The sequence below is a fragment of the Archangium lansingense genome, from assembly GCF_026626635.1.
Taxonomy (GTDB): Bacteria; Myxococcota; Myxococcia; order Myxococcales; family Myxococcaceae; genus Archangium; species Archangium lansingense.
The window spans coordinates 8401688-8417276 of sequence record NZ_JAPNKA010000001.1 but is presented as its reverse complement, the minus strand read 5'-3'; the positions used below and the strand labels follow the sequence as shown (position 1 = coordinate 8417276).

Genomic DNA, 15589 nt, shown 5'->3' with positions numbered 1-15589 from the left:
AGTGTCGGGAACCCCGCAGCAGGGCGGGCATTCCCGAGTCGCGGACTGGCGTCCACGCACGGGGTTGAATGGAATGGACGCATGAGTCTCGTCCTTGTCGCGGACGATGAGCCCGCGGTGCTCGAGGTGCTGAGCCAGGTCGTCGAGGACCTGGGGCATGATGTGATCCAGGCGCGTGATGGCGAAGAGGCATGGAACCTCGCGCGGGCGCGCCGGCCGAACCTGGTCGTCACGGATCACATGATGCCACGCCTGAGTGGTGTGGACCTGTGTCGCAAGCTCAAAGGCGACGAGGTCCTCGGCCGCGTGCCCATCATCCTGTTGAGTGCAGTTCTCCCACATGGTGCGCCAGAGGCCCATGCCTTCTTGCACAAGCCTTTTGAGATCACGGACTTCGAGACGCTGATCCGCAAGGCATTGGAGGAGGCACCACGGCCGAAGCCGCTGGAGGGGGCCTCGGCGATGGAGGCGCTGGGGGACTGGGTGGCGAAGGGCTTCGAGGGGCCGTTGTCCACGGCGAGGGCGCAGGTGGAGCGGCTGTGGACGGAGGGGAAGGCGGAGGGGGCCGCGCTGGAGACGCTGGGGGCGCAGCTCGAGAAGCTGGAGGCGCTGACGAGGGACTTCCAGGAGGCGGCACACCTGGCGGCGCGCACGGTGGTGGTGGTGCCGGTGGTGGCGGACGTGGGAGCGCTGCTGCGCCAGAAGCTGGAGGCGTGGAAGCAGAGGCATCCCGAGGTGCGGTGGGAGGCGGAGGTGCCGGCGGCGCCGGTGGAGCTGCGGTTTGATCCAGAGAGACTGCGCCGGGTGCTGGACGGGCTGCTGGGCCAGGCGGTGCGGCACGGTGGGCGGGTGAGGGTGGAGCTGGAGTCCTCGGCGTCGCTGATGACGATCCGGGTGAGGGACGGAGGGCCGGGCATTTCGGACGAGGAGCTGCGGGAGCTGTTCGAGCCCTTCGGAGCGGGAGCGGGGCTGGGGCTCTACATCGCCTCGGAGCTGGCGCGGCTGCATGGCGGCGGGCTCTCGGTGGAGTCGAAGAAGGGGCAGGGCACGACGTTGAGCGTGATGTTGCCGAAGGTCTGAGCCCCACATCCCTCAGCCCCAACATCCCCTCAGCCCCAACACCCCCTCAGCCCCAACATCCCCTCAGCCCCAACATCCCCTCTCCCTTCGGGAGAGGGACGGGGTGAGGGTATCGAGTATCGCGGGTTCCCCTCGGTGGAGCCCTACTTGGGCTGCTCGGACTTCAGCATCCAGCCGATCATCTTGTAGAGCAGGCGAGCGCCGACATTGCCATCCCACTCACCGCCCTCGGGATCGGGAGCGACCTCGGTGAGGTCGAAGCCGACGATGGTGCGGCCGGAGCGGACGACGCCGGCGATGAGGGCGACGGCCTCGGGGAAGGAGAGTCCGCCGGGGACGGGGGTGCCGGTATGGGGGCAGAGGGTGGGGTCGAGCCCGTCGATGTCGAAGGACAGGTAGACGTGCTGGGGGAGGCTCTCGAGCATGGCGTCGATCTGGCGATTCCAGGGGATGCCGTCGAAGCGCTTGTGGTTGATGTCGGAGTCGAAGAAGGCGCGGACGCGGCCGTTGGAGGAGGAGATGTAGCGGTGCTCGTCCTCGCTCATGTCGCGGATGGCGACCTGGACGAGCGACTTCACGCCGGGGATGCGCTCCATGACGTTGTGCATGATGGAGGCGTGGGACCAGGTGAAGCCCTCGTAGGCGTCGCGCAGGTCGGCATGGGCGTCGAGGTGGAGGACGCCGAGGCCGGGGTACTTCTCGGCGTGGGCGCGGATGATGCCGAAGGAGATGGAATGATCTCCACCGACGGCGGCGACGCGCTTGCCCTTGGCGAGCCACTCCTTGGCGGTGCGGTAGACGGCGTCGTGGAGCTGCTCACAGAGCTGATTGACCTCGGTGGAGGCGGCCTGGAGCTCGGGGTTGGAGGGGTCGATGCCACCGGCCTCGACGATGGGGACGGCGCGCTCCTTGGCGCGGGAGTTCCAGGAGCGCCACTCGGCGGGCTCGGGGAGCATGGCGATGCCGCGCTCATAGGGGCGGCCGGTCTCGACATCGAAGAGGTCGACCTGGCGGCTGGCCTCGAGGACGGCGGAGGGGCCGTCGGAGGTGCCACCGCCGTAGCTGGTGGTGGCCTCGAAGGGGACGGGGATGAGGACGACGTGGGCCTCGTCGGGGGAGTGGGGGAGGCCGAAGATGCCGGAGTCAGGGGGGGCGGCGGCGCTGGGGTCGAAGGCAGCAGGCATGATGGCGGCGGAGGATAAGGGTCCGTGTGCGCGAAGCAACGATCCTCTGCGTCGGGACAATCCCGCGGCATTCCCTTCTCACCTTGGTTCCTGCCGTATACCTACCCCTCGCCCTCCGGGAGAGGGACGGGGTGAGGGTCTCGAGAACCCCGGGTTGAACCCCTGGCTGAGCCCTGCCCGGTCTGCCTCCCCGGTGGGCGGCCCGCATGTCACGCGGAGTCACCCAGTCCCTAACTTCCTGGGACACGCACCTCTTTCTCCAAGGAGGGGTGCGCGCGTGGAGGAGGCCCAGGAGGGAGAGATGAGCAAGGACGCTCTTCAAGAGGACATGCATGCATGGCCGGCCACGGGCGTGCGCCGGGCCTCCGGGTCCTCCGAGCTGGCCTCCGAGGCCGACGACTCCTTCCTGAAGGAAGTGCTCCAGGTCGAGCCTTCCTCACGGCTGCCGGTTCCCGGGCAGTGGCTCGGGGGCCCGGAGGGCCGGCGTTTTGAAATCCTCGAGCCGATGGGCCGGGGGGGAATGGGGCAGGTGTTCCGCGCGCGTGACGCGACGCTGCGGCGCGAGGTGGCGCTCAAGTTCCTGCTTCCTCGCCCGGGCTTCGAGGAGCAGGCGCTCGCGGAGGCGCGGGCAGTGGCCCGGCTCAACCACGAGAACATCGTCCGCATCTTCGACGTGGCGGAGTGGAGCCACACGCCTGGGCAGGCCCGGGTGCCCTTCCTGGTGATGGAGTGTCTGGAGGGCCAGTCGCTCGCTGGGATGCTGGAGCGCGAGCGCCCCGGGCTCCGGCGCGCGCTGGAGCTTCTCGAGGCCATCGCCGCGGGCCTGGCGCACGCGCACGAGCGGGGCATCGTCCACCGGGACCTCAAGCCCGGCAACGTCTTCCTCACCCGGGAAGGGACGGTGAAGCTACTGGACTTTGGCCTGTCGCACCTCGCGGTGGAGCCGGTCCGCTCCAAGCTCCAGCCAGCCGGAGGCACGCCGGCCTACATGGCGCCAGAGCAGTGGCGAGGGGAGACGCAGGATGCGCGCACCGACATCTGGGCGGCCGGCGTGGTGCTGTACGAATTGCTCACGGGTGAGCCGCCCTTCCAAGGGGCCACGATGGCGGAGCTGCGCGAGCGGGTGATCTCCCCGGAGCCAGCGCCCCCCGTCCGCGTGCGTCACCCGGAGGTGCCGCGGCAGGTGGCGGGGCTGCTGGCCACCGCGCTGGCGAAGGACCCGGCCCGGCGTTTCTCTTCGGCGCTGGAGCTGCGGGACGAGGTGCGCGAGCTGCGCGGACGTCTCTTCGGGGCCGGGCGCGAGGCACGGGGGCCCGCCGCCGAGCCCCAGCGGCGTCAGGTGACGCTGGTGTCCTGCCAGCTCGCGGGGCTCGACGAGGGCGGAGCACCGCTCGATGCCGAGGACCTGGGCGAGCTGGAGCTGGCCTTCCACGAGGCCAGCGTGGAGCTCATCGAGCGGCACGGGGGCTCCGTGGGCCTGTCCATGGGGGGCGAGGTGCTCGCGTGTTTCGGTTGGGCCCAGGGCCGGGAGGATGACTCGGAGCGCGCGGTGCGCGCGGGGCTCCAGCTCACCCGGGAGCTGCGGGAAACGCTGCGGCGCAGGCTGCCGCACCTGCCCCTCTCCGGGCTGTTCGTGCGCGGTGGAGTGCACACGGAGTTGATGGCGGTGGGCACGCGGCTCCAGGGCGAGGCCCCCAAGGTGACCGCGTGGCTCGCGCATCAGGCTGGACCGGGTGACGTGGTTGTCAGCGACACGACGTGGAAGCTCGTGCGTGGCGCCTTCCAGTCCGAGCCGCTCGGGTCCCACGCCTTCGAGGGGCTGTCGGGAAGCGTGAGCATGGAGACCCACCGCGTGCTGGGCGAGCGGGAGGTGGCCTCCCGGTTCGAACGGACGCACGAGGCCGGGCGGCTCTCTCCGCTGGTGGGGCGGGAGCGCGAGCTGGGGCGGTTGCTGGAGCTCTGGGAGGGGGCGCGGCAGGGGCAGGGGGCCTTCGTCCTGGTGAGCGGTGAGGCGGGCATCGGCAAGTCCCGTCTCATCGAGGCGCTGAGCGAGCGGGTGGCGGAGTCGTCCACCCTGATCCGGGTGCAGTGCTGGTCCCGGTTCAGCACCCAGGCCCTGCACCCGATCATCGAGATGGTTCGGGCGGCGGTGGGCATCCGCCCGGAGGATCCTCCTTCGCTGCGCTTGGAGAAGCTGGAGGAGCGGTTGCGGAGTCTGGGCCTGTTCCAGGAGGACAGGAGCCTGCTGGGACTGCTGCTGGATCTGCCCGTTCCCGAGGATTCACCGGTGCTCCAACTCACGCCCGCGCGGCGCAAGGAGAAGACCTTCGAGTCCCTGGTATGCATGCTCACGCGCTGTCCTTGCGATGCCCCGCCGGAGCTCCTGGTCATCGAAGATCTGCATTGGGCCGACTCCTCCCTGCTCGCGCTCCTGGGCTTCCTCCTGGAGCGCGTCGGGAAGGCGAGGGTCCTCGTTGTCCTGAGCGCCCGTCCGGAGTTCCAGCCGGACTGGCCCCGGAGCGACGGATTCCACCGGCTGGAGTTGGAGCGGCTGCCGGCCGGGCTCTCCGCGGCCCTGGTGCGAGAGGTGGCCCAGGAGCGCGAGCTGCCGGAGGAGACGGTCCAGGCGCTGGTGGGGAAGACGGATGGGATTCCCCTCTTCATCGAGGAGATGACGCGCATGGTGCTGGAGGGCGGGGCGGCGGCATCCATCCCGCTCACCCTGCACGAGCTGCTGTTGGCCCGGCTGGACATGCTGCCCTCTCGTCAGAAGGCCCTGGCCCAGCTCGGTGCGGTAGTGGGGCGGGTCTTCTGTCCCAATCTGCTGGCAACGTTGTCGGAGCGCGATGAGGCCACCGTGCTGCGCGACATCGCCGTGCTAGTGGAGGCGGGGCTCTTGAGGCAGCGGGAAGGAGTGTCCAGGCTGGAGTACCAGTTCCGGCACGCGCTCTTCCAGAAGGCCGCGTACCAGTCCCAGTCCCGGAGCACGCGGCGGCGCACGCACCGGCGCGTCGCGTCGACGGTGGAGGCGCACTTCCCCGAGATGGTGGAGTCGAGGCCCGAGCTGCTCGCGCACCACCTCACCGAGGCGGGGGAGCAGGCGCGGGCCATCGGCTACTGGGCCCGGGCCGGACGGATGGCCCTCGAGCGTCAGGACAGCCCCGAGGCGCTGGGTCATCTGAACCGGGCATTGGAGCTGTTGCCCGCCCTGACGGATGACCCGCGGCGCCTCCAGCGGGAGCTGGAGATACGCCTGGACCTGGGCCTCTCGATGCTGCAGGTGCATGGCTACAACTCGCCCGAGACGGAACGGATGTTCGCCCGCGTCTGGGAGCTCCTCTCCCAGGTAGGCGAGGCGTTGCCGCGGCTCGGCCTGTCCTTCTGGGGTCTCTTCACCTATTACCGGGAACGGTCCGAGTACCACCGGGCGAAGGAGCTGGCGGAGCGGCTCGTGGACCTGGGGCAGCGCCACGGGCAGCCATGGCTGCGGAGCCTGGGCTATGTGATGGGCGCGGCCATCCTCTTCGCCTGGGGACGGCCGTGGGAAGCCGCGCGGGAGCTGGAGCGCGTCCTGGGCTGCCCGGAGCCTTCCCTCGAGGATCATCGAGCGCTGGCCCTCCGCTATGGGGGCGATCCCTGGATGCTGGCGCTGACCGTGGGGGCCCTCGTGCATGCGGTGCTCGGCCAGATAGAGGAGTCGCGGCGCTGTGCTCGGGATGCACTGGAACTGGCCGGCCGTGTCGGCCATCCCTACACCCTGGCCTCCACGCAGGTCTTGGTGGCTGTTGCCCGCCTGGTTCGCCGGGATTCACTGGGGGCCTTGAGGCTGGTGGACCGGGCCATCACGTTCGCGAGCGAGCGCAGATTCGTGGTGTGGAGCTCGTGGGCGACGCTCATCCGAGGAGGTGCCCTGACCGAGCTGGAGCAACCGCGGGAAGGCCTCGCACTCGCGCACGGTGTCCTCGAGTCCTGGCGCCTGCGGGGCATTCGTCACGGAATTCCCTTCTGCCTGGGCGTGATCGCGAAGACCCGGTTGGCGCTGGGGCAGGTACAGGAGGCGTTGGCGGCGATTGATGAAGCACTGGCCCGGAGCACGGCGACGGGGGAGGTCAGCGGCAAGGCCTGGCTGCACCTGATCCGGGGCGAGTGCCTGAGGCAGGCGGGAAGGGAAGAGGAGGCGGGCTCCTGCTTCGTTCGCGCCCTCTCGGCCGCTCGTGAGCTGAGGGCGGGCCTGACCGAACTGCGTGTGACAGTGAGCCTGTGCCGCTTGCTGCGGGACAGGGGCCAGACGGAGGCGGCGTGGCGGATGCTGGAGAGGGCCTGTGCCTCGTTCGAGCCGGGTGGTGAGTGCCTCGACCTCCAGGAGGCGCGGGCGCTTCGGGACGAGCTGTCGCGAGGCGAGGTGCGGGCGTGGGGTGGCGCCAGCCCCTGATTCGAGTTCCTCCCTGGCCTTGGGTGGACAGCGGCTGGGTAGCGGCGGTGTCTCCACTCGCAACCCCCACTTGGGTGCTCACCTCTGTGCACCCTCCCCTCGCCCTCCGGGAGAGGGATGGGGTGAGGGTATCGAGAACCTCGGGTTGAACCCCGTAGTGAACCCACTGTTTGCCCGCTCACCCAGTGGCCGAGGTAGGTAGCGGCCGCCCTACACTCCTGCCAATCTGGCGCCCATGCGCCACGGCCCGCGTCCTGCCTGGTCCCCTCTGGGACTCCTGCTGTTGCTGCTCCTCGCGACGAGTTGTGCGACCCCGGGAGGGGGCGCGAAGGCAGTCCTGGCTGCACCGGGGCTGAAGAAGCTCATCAACGGGTGTCCAGCCGATCGCCTGGAGTTGCCGGCGCCGCCGGGCTTCACCCCCGAGTTCACTGTCATCCAGCTCAACGACATCTACCGGATTGGCCCGGTGCGAGGAGGCCGGGCGGGAGGGTTGAGCCGGGTGGCGGCGCTGGTGGAGAAGACGCGGGCGGAGGGCAAGCCCGTGTTCATCATGCACGCGGGTGACTTCCTCTTCCCGTCGCTGGAGGGCGAGCTCTTCGGGGGGAGGATGATGGTGGACGCGCTCAACTACCTGGATCGCGAGTTGAAGGGCGGAGAGGAGTCGACGCGAGGGGAACTGCTGGCAGTCCCAGGCAACCACGAGTTCGACGAGGGAGCGGGTCCGCTGGTGGAGGCGCTCGAGAGGTCGGAGTTCCGGTGGATCGCCTCCAACCTGGAGCTCACAGGGGAGGCCTCGGGGGTCGCGGACAAGCTGGAGAAGGACGCGCTCGTACAGATGGGGGGGATGAAGGTGGGCATCTTCGCCCTCACGATCGAGGACGGGCCGAAGGGCAAGGACTTCGCGCGAGTGCCCGAGGGGTACAGCGAGGCCGCCAGCAAGCGCCTCGAGGAACTGGAGCGGCGAGGTGCGGAGGTCCTCATTGGCCTCACGCACTTGCGGATGACGGACGATGTGCCGCTGCTCCGGGAGCTGCAGCGGAGGCACCCGAAGCTGCTGTGGATTGCGGGAGGGCACGAGCACACGTGCATGTACAGCCAGGAGCTCGGGCTGGTGACGAAGGGGGACGCGAACGCGGTCCGCGTGTGGCGGCTCGTCTTTGGCCGGGACGGAGAGGGGGCACCGGCCCTGCGAGCGGAGATGATTCCCCTGACGGAGGCCTTCGAGACGAGCGGCGACTACAACGCGAGCGTCTGGACGCCGAGCCTGAAGGAGCTAGAGGCGAAGCTCCCTGGCTATAGCGAGGCCATTGGCAGGGCCCAGGTTCCGCTGGAAGCGCGAGAGCAGTGCATCCGCAACGTGGAGACGAACTTCGGCAACTACCTGACGGACCTGATGCGCGCCGAGGCGGGTCCCACGGGGCCTGGGGAGAGCACGCTCGGGGCGGTGAATGGGGGGCTGATCCGGCTCGATGATTCGGTGGATGGCGAGCTGAGCGGTGAGTTCCTGGAGCGGACGCTGGGCTTCGCGGCGCCCGTGTGCCGGGCGGAGGTGAAGGGCTCGGACGTCAAGAAGCTGCTGGAGTACTCCGTGTCGGGCAACCCGGGAGAAGGCCGATTCATGCAGGTGTCGGGCTTGAGGTTCACCTTCACGCGCGAGCGGCTGCCCAACCGACGTGTCACCTCGGTGGAGGTGGGCGACGTACGCAGCGGATTCTCTCCTCTCGACGAGGACAAGACGTACGTGCTCATGACGCTCGAGCGCATCATGAAGAAGCTGGAGGAGCCGGGAGGGCGGAAGGGCTACCCGCTCACGTGTGGGAGAGACCTGAAGGAACTCCTCCGGGAGGGACTCCGGAAGGAGTCCAATGGCATCGCGCCAAGGAAGGAGGGGCGGATCACCGAGCTGAACGGGGCAGACCACTGCCCGGAGCCCATGGCGGATTCCACCCCCTCCAACTCACGCTGAACGTAGACGCCTTCGCCCCGCTCACTCCCAGCGGAGCACGAGCTTGCCCACGGTCTCGTTGCGGGCCATGCGTGAGAGTGCCTCGCGGGCCTCGCGCATGGGGTACACGGCATCAACGACGGGCGTGAGGGTCCCAGCGCGGAACAAGGGAACCAGGCTCCGCTCGGCGGCCTGGGCGAGCGCCATCTTCTCCTCGAGGGGGCGGCTGCGGAGCACGGTGCCGGTGACGTGCAGCCGTCGGGTGAGGAGGACGTCCAGCTCGACAGAGGCCTGCCGTCCGGCCACGAGGCCCACGAGGAGGACGCGACCCTGGGGGGCCATGGCCCGGAGCGTCTCGGGGACGTAATCCCCGCCGACGAGATCCAACGCCAGGTCCACGCCGCGCCCGCCGGTGGCTTCCCGGACGGCCTCCGCGAAGCGAGGAGGCGAGTCCTCACACAGCACCGTCTTCTCCACGCCCCAGGAGGAGGCCTGGGAGAGCTTCTCCGCATTGCGTCCCGTGCCGATGACTCGGGCACCGAGGGCGCGGCAGATCTGCGCGGCGGCGGAGCCCACGCCGCTGGCGACGGCGTGGATGAGCACGGACTCGCCCATACGCAGGCCGCCCTGGAGCACGAGTGCGTCGAAGGCGGTGAGATAGGCCTCGGGGAGCGCGGCGGCGTGGGCGAGGTCGAGGTTCTCCGGGACGGGGAGGGCCTCGCGCTCATGGGTGACGAGCTGCTCGGCGAAGGCTCCTCCGCCCACGAGTCCCATCACACGATCCCCGGGCTTGAAGCGGCGGGCGAGCGGACCGGTGGCGAGGACCTCTCCGGCGTACTCGAGGCCGGGGACATCGGCGGGGACGCCCGGAGGCGCGGGGTAGTTGCCGCGGACCTGGAGCAGATCGGCGCGGTTGAGGGCGGTGGCATGGACGCGCACGAGGAGGTCTGAGGCGCCGGGAGTAGGAGCGGGGCGCTCCTCGAAGTCGAGCACCTCGGGGCCGCCGGGACGGGTGATGCGGAGGACCTGCATGGGAGGGCACCTGGGAGGTCGTTGAACCGGGGCAGTCAAGCACGGATGCTCGCGAGTCCCACCCGCAAACTCCTCGAGGTGTTCATCATGTCCGCGCGGAAACTCGCTGCCGTCCTTCTAGGCCTCGCCACGTGCGGGGGGCTCGGGTGTGCCCAGTCTCCGGCCTGCCGAGAGGGGCAGGTGGCCTCGCCTGTCGCGGCACAGCGCCATCCGGTGGCTGGCCATCACGTCCGCTCGCATGCGCACAATGACTATGAGCACGAGCGCCCGCTCCTCGATGCGCTCGGCCACCGTTTCTACAGCGTCGAGGCGGACCTCTACCTGAACGATGGGAAGCTCGCGGTCTCGCACCTCAATCTGCCCTGGGATCCCAAGCGCTCGTTGGAGCAGCTCTACCTGGAGCCGCTCCAGGCGCGGGTCGACGAGCTGGGCTCGGTGCACGGTGATGGCGTGCCCTTCACCCTGTGGATCGACCTCAAGCAAGGGAGCCGGGAGCTCGTAGACACCCTGCACTCGGTGCTGGAGAAGTACCCGATGCTCACGCGCATCGACGGTGACAAGGAGCACCCGGGCCCCGTCACGGTGGTGCTGACGGGAGACGCTCAGGGCAAGGAGGACTTCGTGAGCCGCTATGCCCAACGCCGGGCGATACGGGACAGCAACGACTACTCGCCGGAGGATCCGCCGGCGGACGGGGCCTGGGGCTACTACGCGCTGAAGTGGAGCGACTACCTGGATGCCTCGGGCACCGGGCAGCTCGACGAGTCGCAGCGCGCGCGCCTGGCCTGCATCATCGAGAACGCCCATGCCCAGGGGCGCAAGGTCCGCTTCTTCGGGGCGCCGAACCACCCGGATGCGTGGCGGGTGGCGCTGGAGTACGGGGTGGACTTCCTCGGGGCTGATGATCTCCAGGGCCTGGACACGTTCCTGGAGGGAGCACCCTAGGCGGCGAGGGGGGCTGAGAACGCGCTGGCCCCAGCGGGCTTCGAGGCTTATGAGTACGTCGTGTCTACGACTGCCCGAGAGTGTTTCGTGTGCCGGAAGCCGGTCGCCCCGCGAGCCGAGAACCCGGCGTATCCGTTCTGCTCCAAGCGCTGCCGCATGGTGGACCTGGGGCGCTGGCTGGGAGAGGAGTATCGGGTGCCGGATCGGCAGGCGGACGAGCAGGAGGACGAGCTCCCGGCCGATCAGCATCCTGAGCGCGGCGGCGACGCGTGAGCGGGCTGTGCGACCTGCACTGCCACCTGGTGCCGGGGGTGGATGACGGGGCGCGCACGGTGGAGGACGCGGTGGAGATGGCGCGGGCGCTGGTGGACCTGGGCTTCACCACGGTGGCCCCCAGCCCGCACGCGCGTCCCGAGTACCCCTCACACTCGCGGCAGACGGTGGAGGAGCGGCTGGCGGAGCTGCGCGAGGCGCTGGCGCGGGCCGGGGTGAAGCTGGCGCTGGGGACGAACGCGGAGAACTTCCTGGACGACGCCTTCGTACGGACCCTGGGGACGCCGGAGGCGCGGCTGCTGGGGGCGGGGAGGTATGTGCTGGTGGAGCTGCCCTACACCTCGCCGGTGCCGGCGCTGACGGACATCCTCTTCCGCATCCGCCTCAAGGGGGTGACGCCGGTGCTGGCGCATCCCGAGCGGAGCCTGGAGTTCGAGCGTCCGGGCCGGGCGGCGGAGGCGGTGCGAGCGGGGGCGCTGCTGCAGCTGGATGTGGGAGCGCTGACGGGGAGGTACGGGGGGACGGCGAGGAAGCTGGCACGAACCTTCCTGGAAGAGGGGTTGTACGCCCTGGGGGCCACGGACCTGCATGGGCCGGTGGGTGCGCGGGAGTGGGTGGGGAAGGCACTGGGGGAGCTGCGGAGCAGGGTGGGGGAGCGGGCCTTCACGCGGCTGATGGCCACCTCGCCCAGCAGCATGCTAGCGGGGGAATCGCTGGAATCCGGGGTGGGGTGACGATATACGGGCGCACGTGAACCGCGCCGTCAAGCTGATCGCCAGCCTGCTCGTTACCCTCGTCTGCTCCTGGTGGGCCTTCCGGAATACGGATTGGAACTCGCAGATGAGCAGTCTGAAGTCGGCCAACTACCTGTGGGTGTTGCCGTACTTCGTCATGCTGACCCTGGTGCACCTGGCGCGGACGCTGCGCTGGGGGTGTCTGTTGTCGGGGATGGAGCGGGTGCCGTTCCGCAAGCTGAATGAGGCGTCGGGCATCGGCTTCATGATGCTGCTGGTGCTGCCGTTCCGGCTGGGCGAGTTCGCGCGGCCGTTGCTCATCGCACAGCGCAGCACCATCCGCCGGAGCGCGGCGATGACGTCGGTGGTGCTCGAGCGCATCACCGACGGCATGGCGATCGCGGTGCTGATGTGGGTGTCGCTCTTGTTCGTGAAGGCGGATGTGCCCGAGGTCCGCTACGTGAAGCTGGGGGCGAACCTGATGTTCGCGGGGTTCGGCGGCTTGCTGACGTTCCTGCTGTTCGCGCTGAAGCACCAGGCGACCGCGGTGGGGCTGGTGAGGTCCACGGTGGGGCGGGTGGTGCCGGGGGTGGCGGACAAGGTGGCGGACGTCGTGGACAGCTTCGTGGGGGCGATGAGGCAGTTGCCGGATCGACGCCAGATGGTGGGCTTCTTCGTCTACACGGTGGTGTACTGGGGGCTGAACGGGGCGGGGATGGCGGTGCTGTCGAGGGCGTTCGGCCCGATGAGCCTGACGCTGTTCCAGGCGTACGTGGTGATGTCGGTGCTGGTGGTGGGGGTGATGATTCCGGCGGCGCCGGGGATGGTGGGGACGTTCCAGGCGGCGATCAGCGTGGGGCTGTCGCTGTTCCTGCCGGCCTCGGTGGTGAACGGGGACGGGATGGCGTACGCGAACGTGCTGTGGCTGTGCCAGACGGTGCAGCAGATTGGCTTTGGGCTGGTGCTGATGTCGCTGGGGCACCTGTCCTTCAAGGAGCTGGCGGGCAAGCTGGACAAGGAGGGGCAGCAGGCCACCATGCCGTCTGCCTGAGCAACACCCCCCGCCAGCAACCTCAATCACCAACCCCCGGCATCAACCCCAGGCACCAACCTCAAGCCACCAACCCCTCTCCCTTCGGGAGAGGGACGGGGTGAGGGTATCTGGTCCCCGGGTTCACCCCTGTCCGCCCGACTGCGTCTCCGTCACAGCTCTTCGTTGAGCCAGCGGATGATGGCGTCGCGGATGGAGGGAGGGCGCTCGGAGGAGCCGCGGGTGCCGAAGCCCCGAGTGTCGGCAGGGAGCGGAGCCTTCTCGCGGGAGAGGGCCGGGGTGCGATTCTGGAGGGGCAGGGCCGTCCTCACTGATCGCCTCCGGAGTCGGCCTGGCGGCTGTACTTGGAGAGCAGATCCTCGACGGCCTCGCGGAGGTACTCGCTCTGGTGGATGCGGGTGCGGCGGGCGAGCTCGCGCAGCTTGTGGACCTGCTCGATGGGGACGAGGACGTGGGTGGAGACCACGGACTCGGAGGCATCGGGGCCGTTCGAGTCGGCGGAGGCCGGAGTGGTGGCCTCGGAGCTCATCGGGCTGGCGCTGGCATCCTGCATCGGAACTACCTCCTCGGGGCTGCTACAGACCACTACTGGCCTGTGGGCGGCATTAGGGGGGCAGGCGAGGAGGCCGTCAAAAAAACCACCCGCGGAGAACGAATGCTTGACGAGGGTGGAGCGGGGGCGGCTGGCGCGCGTCAGGGCAACTGGGAGCCGCGGGGCAGGCGCACGGTGAAGGTGGTGCCCGAGTCCGCGTGGGAGCTCACGGTGATGGAGCCGCCGTGGGCGAGGAGGAGCTGCTGCACGATGTAGAGGCCCAGTCCCAATCCCTGGCGAGAGCCGCTTGCGGCGCGGCGGAAGGGATCGAAGACATGGGGCAGCAGCGGCTCGGGGATGGGCGTCCCCTGGTTGTGCACCGTGAGGACGAGCGTGGGACCGTCCTGGCTCAGGGCTACGTGCACAGGCGTGTGGCTGGCCCCATGGTGGAGCGCGTTGTTCACGAGGTTGCAGACGACCTGAGCGAGCCGGTCCGGGTCCCACTCCCCGGTGTACGAGCCTGGCTCATGGGAGAGCACGACGCGGCCAGGGTGGAGCACCTCGAGCTCCTCGAGCGTGGCGCGCACCCACTCCACCAGATCGCCGGGCTGACGCTGCAGGGGGATGCCGCCGCCGAGCCGGGCGCGGGTGAAGTCGAGCAGATCCGTGATCATCCGCGACATGCGCTCGGTGTTCCGGGTGATGCGCTGGATGCCCGCGAGCACGGGCTCGGCGAGGTCCTCGCGGCGCAGCAGCAGCTCGGTGGTGAGGGAGATGCCGTGGAGCGGGCTGCGTAGATCATGACTGACAATGCCCATCAGCCGCTCGCGGAACTGCTCGGCGCGCTTGTGCTCGGAGACATCCCGGAAGAAGACGGCCAGTCCGCCCTCGCTGGTGGGGTAGCCGCTCATGCCCACCCAGAGGTCCAGCGGTGCGTAGTACTCCTCGAAGCTCACGGACACCTTCTGTTCCACCACACGGTGGAACTCGCGCCAGTAGGTGGACTCAGGGGCCGCGATGGAGGGGAACACCTCCCAGAGGATGCGGCCGAGCGTGTCCTCGCGTCGCGTCTGGGAGAGGCGCTCCTGGTTCTCGTTCACCAGGAGGATGCGGAAGTCCTTGTCGACGACGACGAGTGCCTCGCCGTGCTCCAGCACCTCCACTGCGCGTTGTCGCTCGCGCAGGGCCCGCTCGGCTTGTTCACGCAGGTGGGTCTGCTCGAGCAGGAGCCGTTCGCGCTCCTCATCTCGGCGTTTGCGCTCGGTGACGTCCTGGAAGAAGACGGCGACTCCTTCCTCGGAGGGGTAGATGCGAACCTCGAACCAGCGGTCCCAGGGGAGGTAGTGGTTCTCGAAGGCGATCGGGATGCGCTCGGAGGCCGCACGGCGGAAGTGGTGCTCCAGGGAGGTGCCCACGGTGTCGGGGTAGACCTCCCAGTGGCTGCGGCCCAGCAGCTGCTCGCGAGACATTCCCACGAGCCGCTCGGTCTCGCGGTTGACGTAGATGAAGCGCCAGTCCCGATCGAAGGCCTCGAAGGCCTCGGAGATGCTCTCCAGGAGGGTGGTGACCCGGAGCTTCTCGCGCTCGGCGGCCTCGCGCTCGAGGACCCGCTCGGTGACGTCGAGCACGGTGCCGATGAATCGCACCGCCCGGCCGCTGGCATCGAAGAAGGCCCGGCCGTTGGCGGAGAGCCACCGGACGCTGCCGTCGCGAGGGTCTACGGACCGGTAGTCGATCCGGAAGGTGCCGTTGCTGGCGGGCGTCAGGCTCCATTGCATCGCCTGATGCACGCGCTCGCGGTCCTCGGGGTGGAGCAGGGCGAGGAAGGCGTCGTAATCCACGGGGGCGTCTGGGGGCAGGCCGAAGAGGGCCTTGCAGCGCTCGTCCCAGAGCAGGGTGCCCGCGAGGGGGTCGAAGTCCCATGTCCCCAGGCCGGTGGCCTCGACGGCCAGGCGCAGACGCTCCTCATTGAGGTGCGGCGTCTCATGGCCGGGGGCCGCGGGCTGGGAATCGGATTCGGACGGCATGGACGAGAAGCGACCCCCCGCATTCGCCAGAGCTCACCGGAATAGCGGACAGAAAAAAAGCCCCGTCTCCGAGTAAACCCGGAGACGGGGCCTTGGCCAGGGTCGGACTTGAACCGACTACCTGCGGATTATGAGACCGCCGCTCTAACCAGGTGAGCTACCTGGCCAAAAAGTGGTGCCTCTCATAGCGGGACCCGCGCCCCACTGCAAGAGGATAGGTGAGCCGAAGTGAGTCTGGCTGTCCTGAAGGCGGCCAGCCGAGGCCCTTCGCTTACCTTGAGAGTGGAACACCGATCCGTGTCGCCTCTAGTCCCAGAAGACTCAAGTCGGTGTCCATAAGCTGTCCTTCTATTT

12 protein-coding genes and 1 tRNA gene are annotated in these 15589 nt (G+C 69.2%); 7 read left to right on the top strand and 6 right to left on the bottom strand.

All coding sequences use genetic code 11. The features are described from left to right. Positions 1 to 81: 81 nt before the first annotated feature. Positions 82 to 1080: an ATP-binding response regulator gene (locus OV287_RS33455; protein ID WP_267538103.1), complete on the top strand. Its 999-nt coding sequence runs from the start codon at positions 82 to 84 to the stop codon at positions 1078 to 1080. A 143-nt stretch (positions 1081 to 1223) separates the two neighbouring features. Here the strand turns inward: OV287_RS33455 and OV287_RS33450 are convergent, their stop codons facing one another. Next, the gene (locus OV287_RS33450; protein WP_267538102.1) at positions 1224 to 2264 is read right to left on the bottom strand and encodes an agmatinase family protein; all 1041 of its coding nucleotides are present in this window, start codon (positions 2262 to 2264) and stop codon (positions 1224 to 1226) included. Positions 2265 to 2565: 301 nt separating this feature from the next. Here OV287_RS33450 and OV287_RS33445 point away from each other — a divergent pair, with 301 nt between their 5' ends. Continuing rightward, a complete protein-coding gene (locus OV287_RS33445; RefSeq protein WP_267538101.1) occupies positions 2566 to 6696 on the top strand; it encodes a protein kinase domain-containing protein in 4131 nt (1376 codons plus the stop codon). A 235-nt stretch (positions 6697 to 6931) separates the two neighbouring features. Further along, positions 6932 to 8662 (top strand): bifunctional metallophosphatase/5'-nucleotidase, encoded by a 1731-nt coding sequence (locus OV287_RS33440; protein ID WP_267538100.1) that lies wholly within the window; start codon positions 6932 to 6934, stop codon positions 8660 to 8662. 21 nt (positions 8663 to 8683) lie between these two features. On the opposite strand, the gene OV287_RS33435 is transcribed toward OV287_RS33440, so the two are convergent. Next, on the bottom strand, positions 8684 to 9673 hold the full coding sequence (locus OV287_RS33435; protein ID WP_267538099.1) for an NAD(P)H-quinone oxidoreductase: 990 nt from the start codon (positions 9671 to 9673) through the stop codon (positions 8684 to 8686). 87 nt (positions 9674 to 9760) lie between these two features. Between OV287_RS33435 and OV287_RS33430 the strand changes: the two genes are divergently transcribed. From OV287_RS33430 to OV287_RS33415, 4 genes are read left to right on the top strand one after another with little or no spacing between them, the layout of a single operon-like run. Then, entirely contained in the window at positions 9761 to 10618 is an 858-nt protein-coding gene (locus OV287_RS33430) for a PI-PLC domain-containing protein (RefSeq protein ID WP_267538098.1), read from the top strand. Between the two features lie 60 nt (positions 10619 to 10678). Continuing rightward, positions 10679 to 10891, top strand: a complete 213-nt coding sequence (locus OV287_RS33425) for a DNA gyrase inhibitor YacG (protein WP_267538097.1) — start codon at positions 10679 to 10681, stop codon at positions 10889 to 10891. Continuing rightward, positions 10888 to 11625 (top strand): tyrosine-protein phosphatase, encoded by a 738-nt coding sequence (locus OV287_RS33420; protein WP_267538096.1) that lies wholly within the window; start codon positions 10888 to 10890, stop codon positions 11623 to 11625. The genes OV287_RS33425 and OV287_RS33420 overlap by 4 nt, the downstream gene beginning before the upstream one ends. A 16-nt stretch (positions 11626 to 11641) precedes the next feature. Then, entirely contained in the window at positions 11642 to 12676 is a 1035-nt protein-coding gene (locus OV287_RS33415) for a lysylphosphatidylglycerol synthase transmembrane domain-containing protein (RefSeq protein ID WP_267538095.1), read from the top strand. Positions 12677 to 12828: 152 nt separating this feature from the next. On the opposite strand, the gene OV287_RS33410 is transcribed toward OV287_RS33415, so the two are convergent. The 4 genes from OV287_RS33410 to OV287_RS33395 form a co-directional block, all read right to left on the bottom strand. Further along, positions 12829 to 12987, bottom strand: a complete 159-nt coding sequence (locus OV287_RS33410) for a hypothetical protein (protein ID WP_267538094.1) — start codon at positions 12985 to 12987, stop codon at positions 12829 to 12831. Further along, a complete protein-coding gene (locus OV287_RS33405; RefSeq protein WP_267538093.1) occupies positions 12984 to 13229 on the bottom strand; it encodes a ribbon-helix-helix domain-containing protein in 246 nt (81 codons plus the stop codon). Before OV287_RS33405 ends, OV287_RS33410 begins: the two co-directional genes overlap by 4 nt. Positions 13230 to 13369: 140 nt before the next feature. Continuing rightward, positions 13370 to 15235, bottom strand: coding sequence for a sensor histidine kinase (locus tag OV287_RS33400; protein ID WP_267538092.1), 1866 nt, complete (start codon positions 15233 to 15235; stop codon positions 13370 to 13372). A gap of 93 nt (positions 15236 to 15328) precedes the next feature. Further along, positions 15329 to 15402, bottom strand: a tRNA-Ile gene (locus OV287_RS33395). Positions 15403 to 15589: the final 187 nt, after the last annotated feature.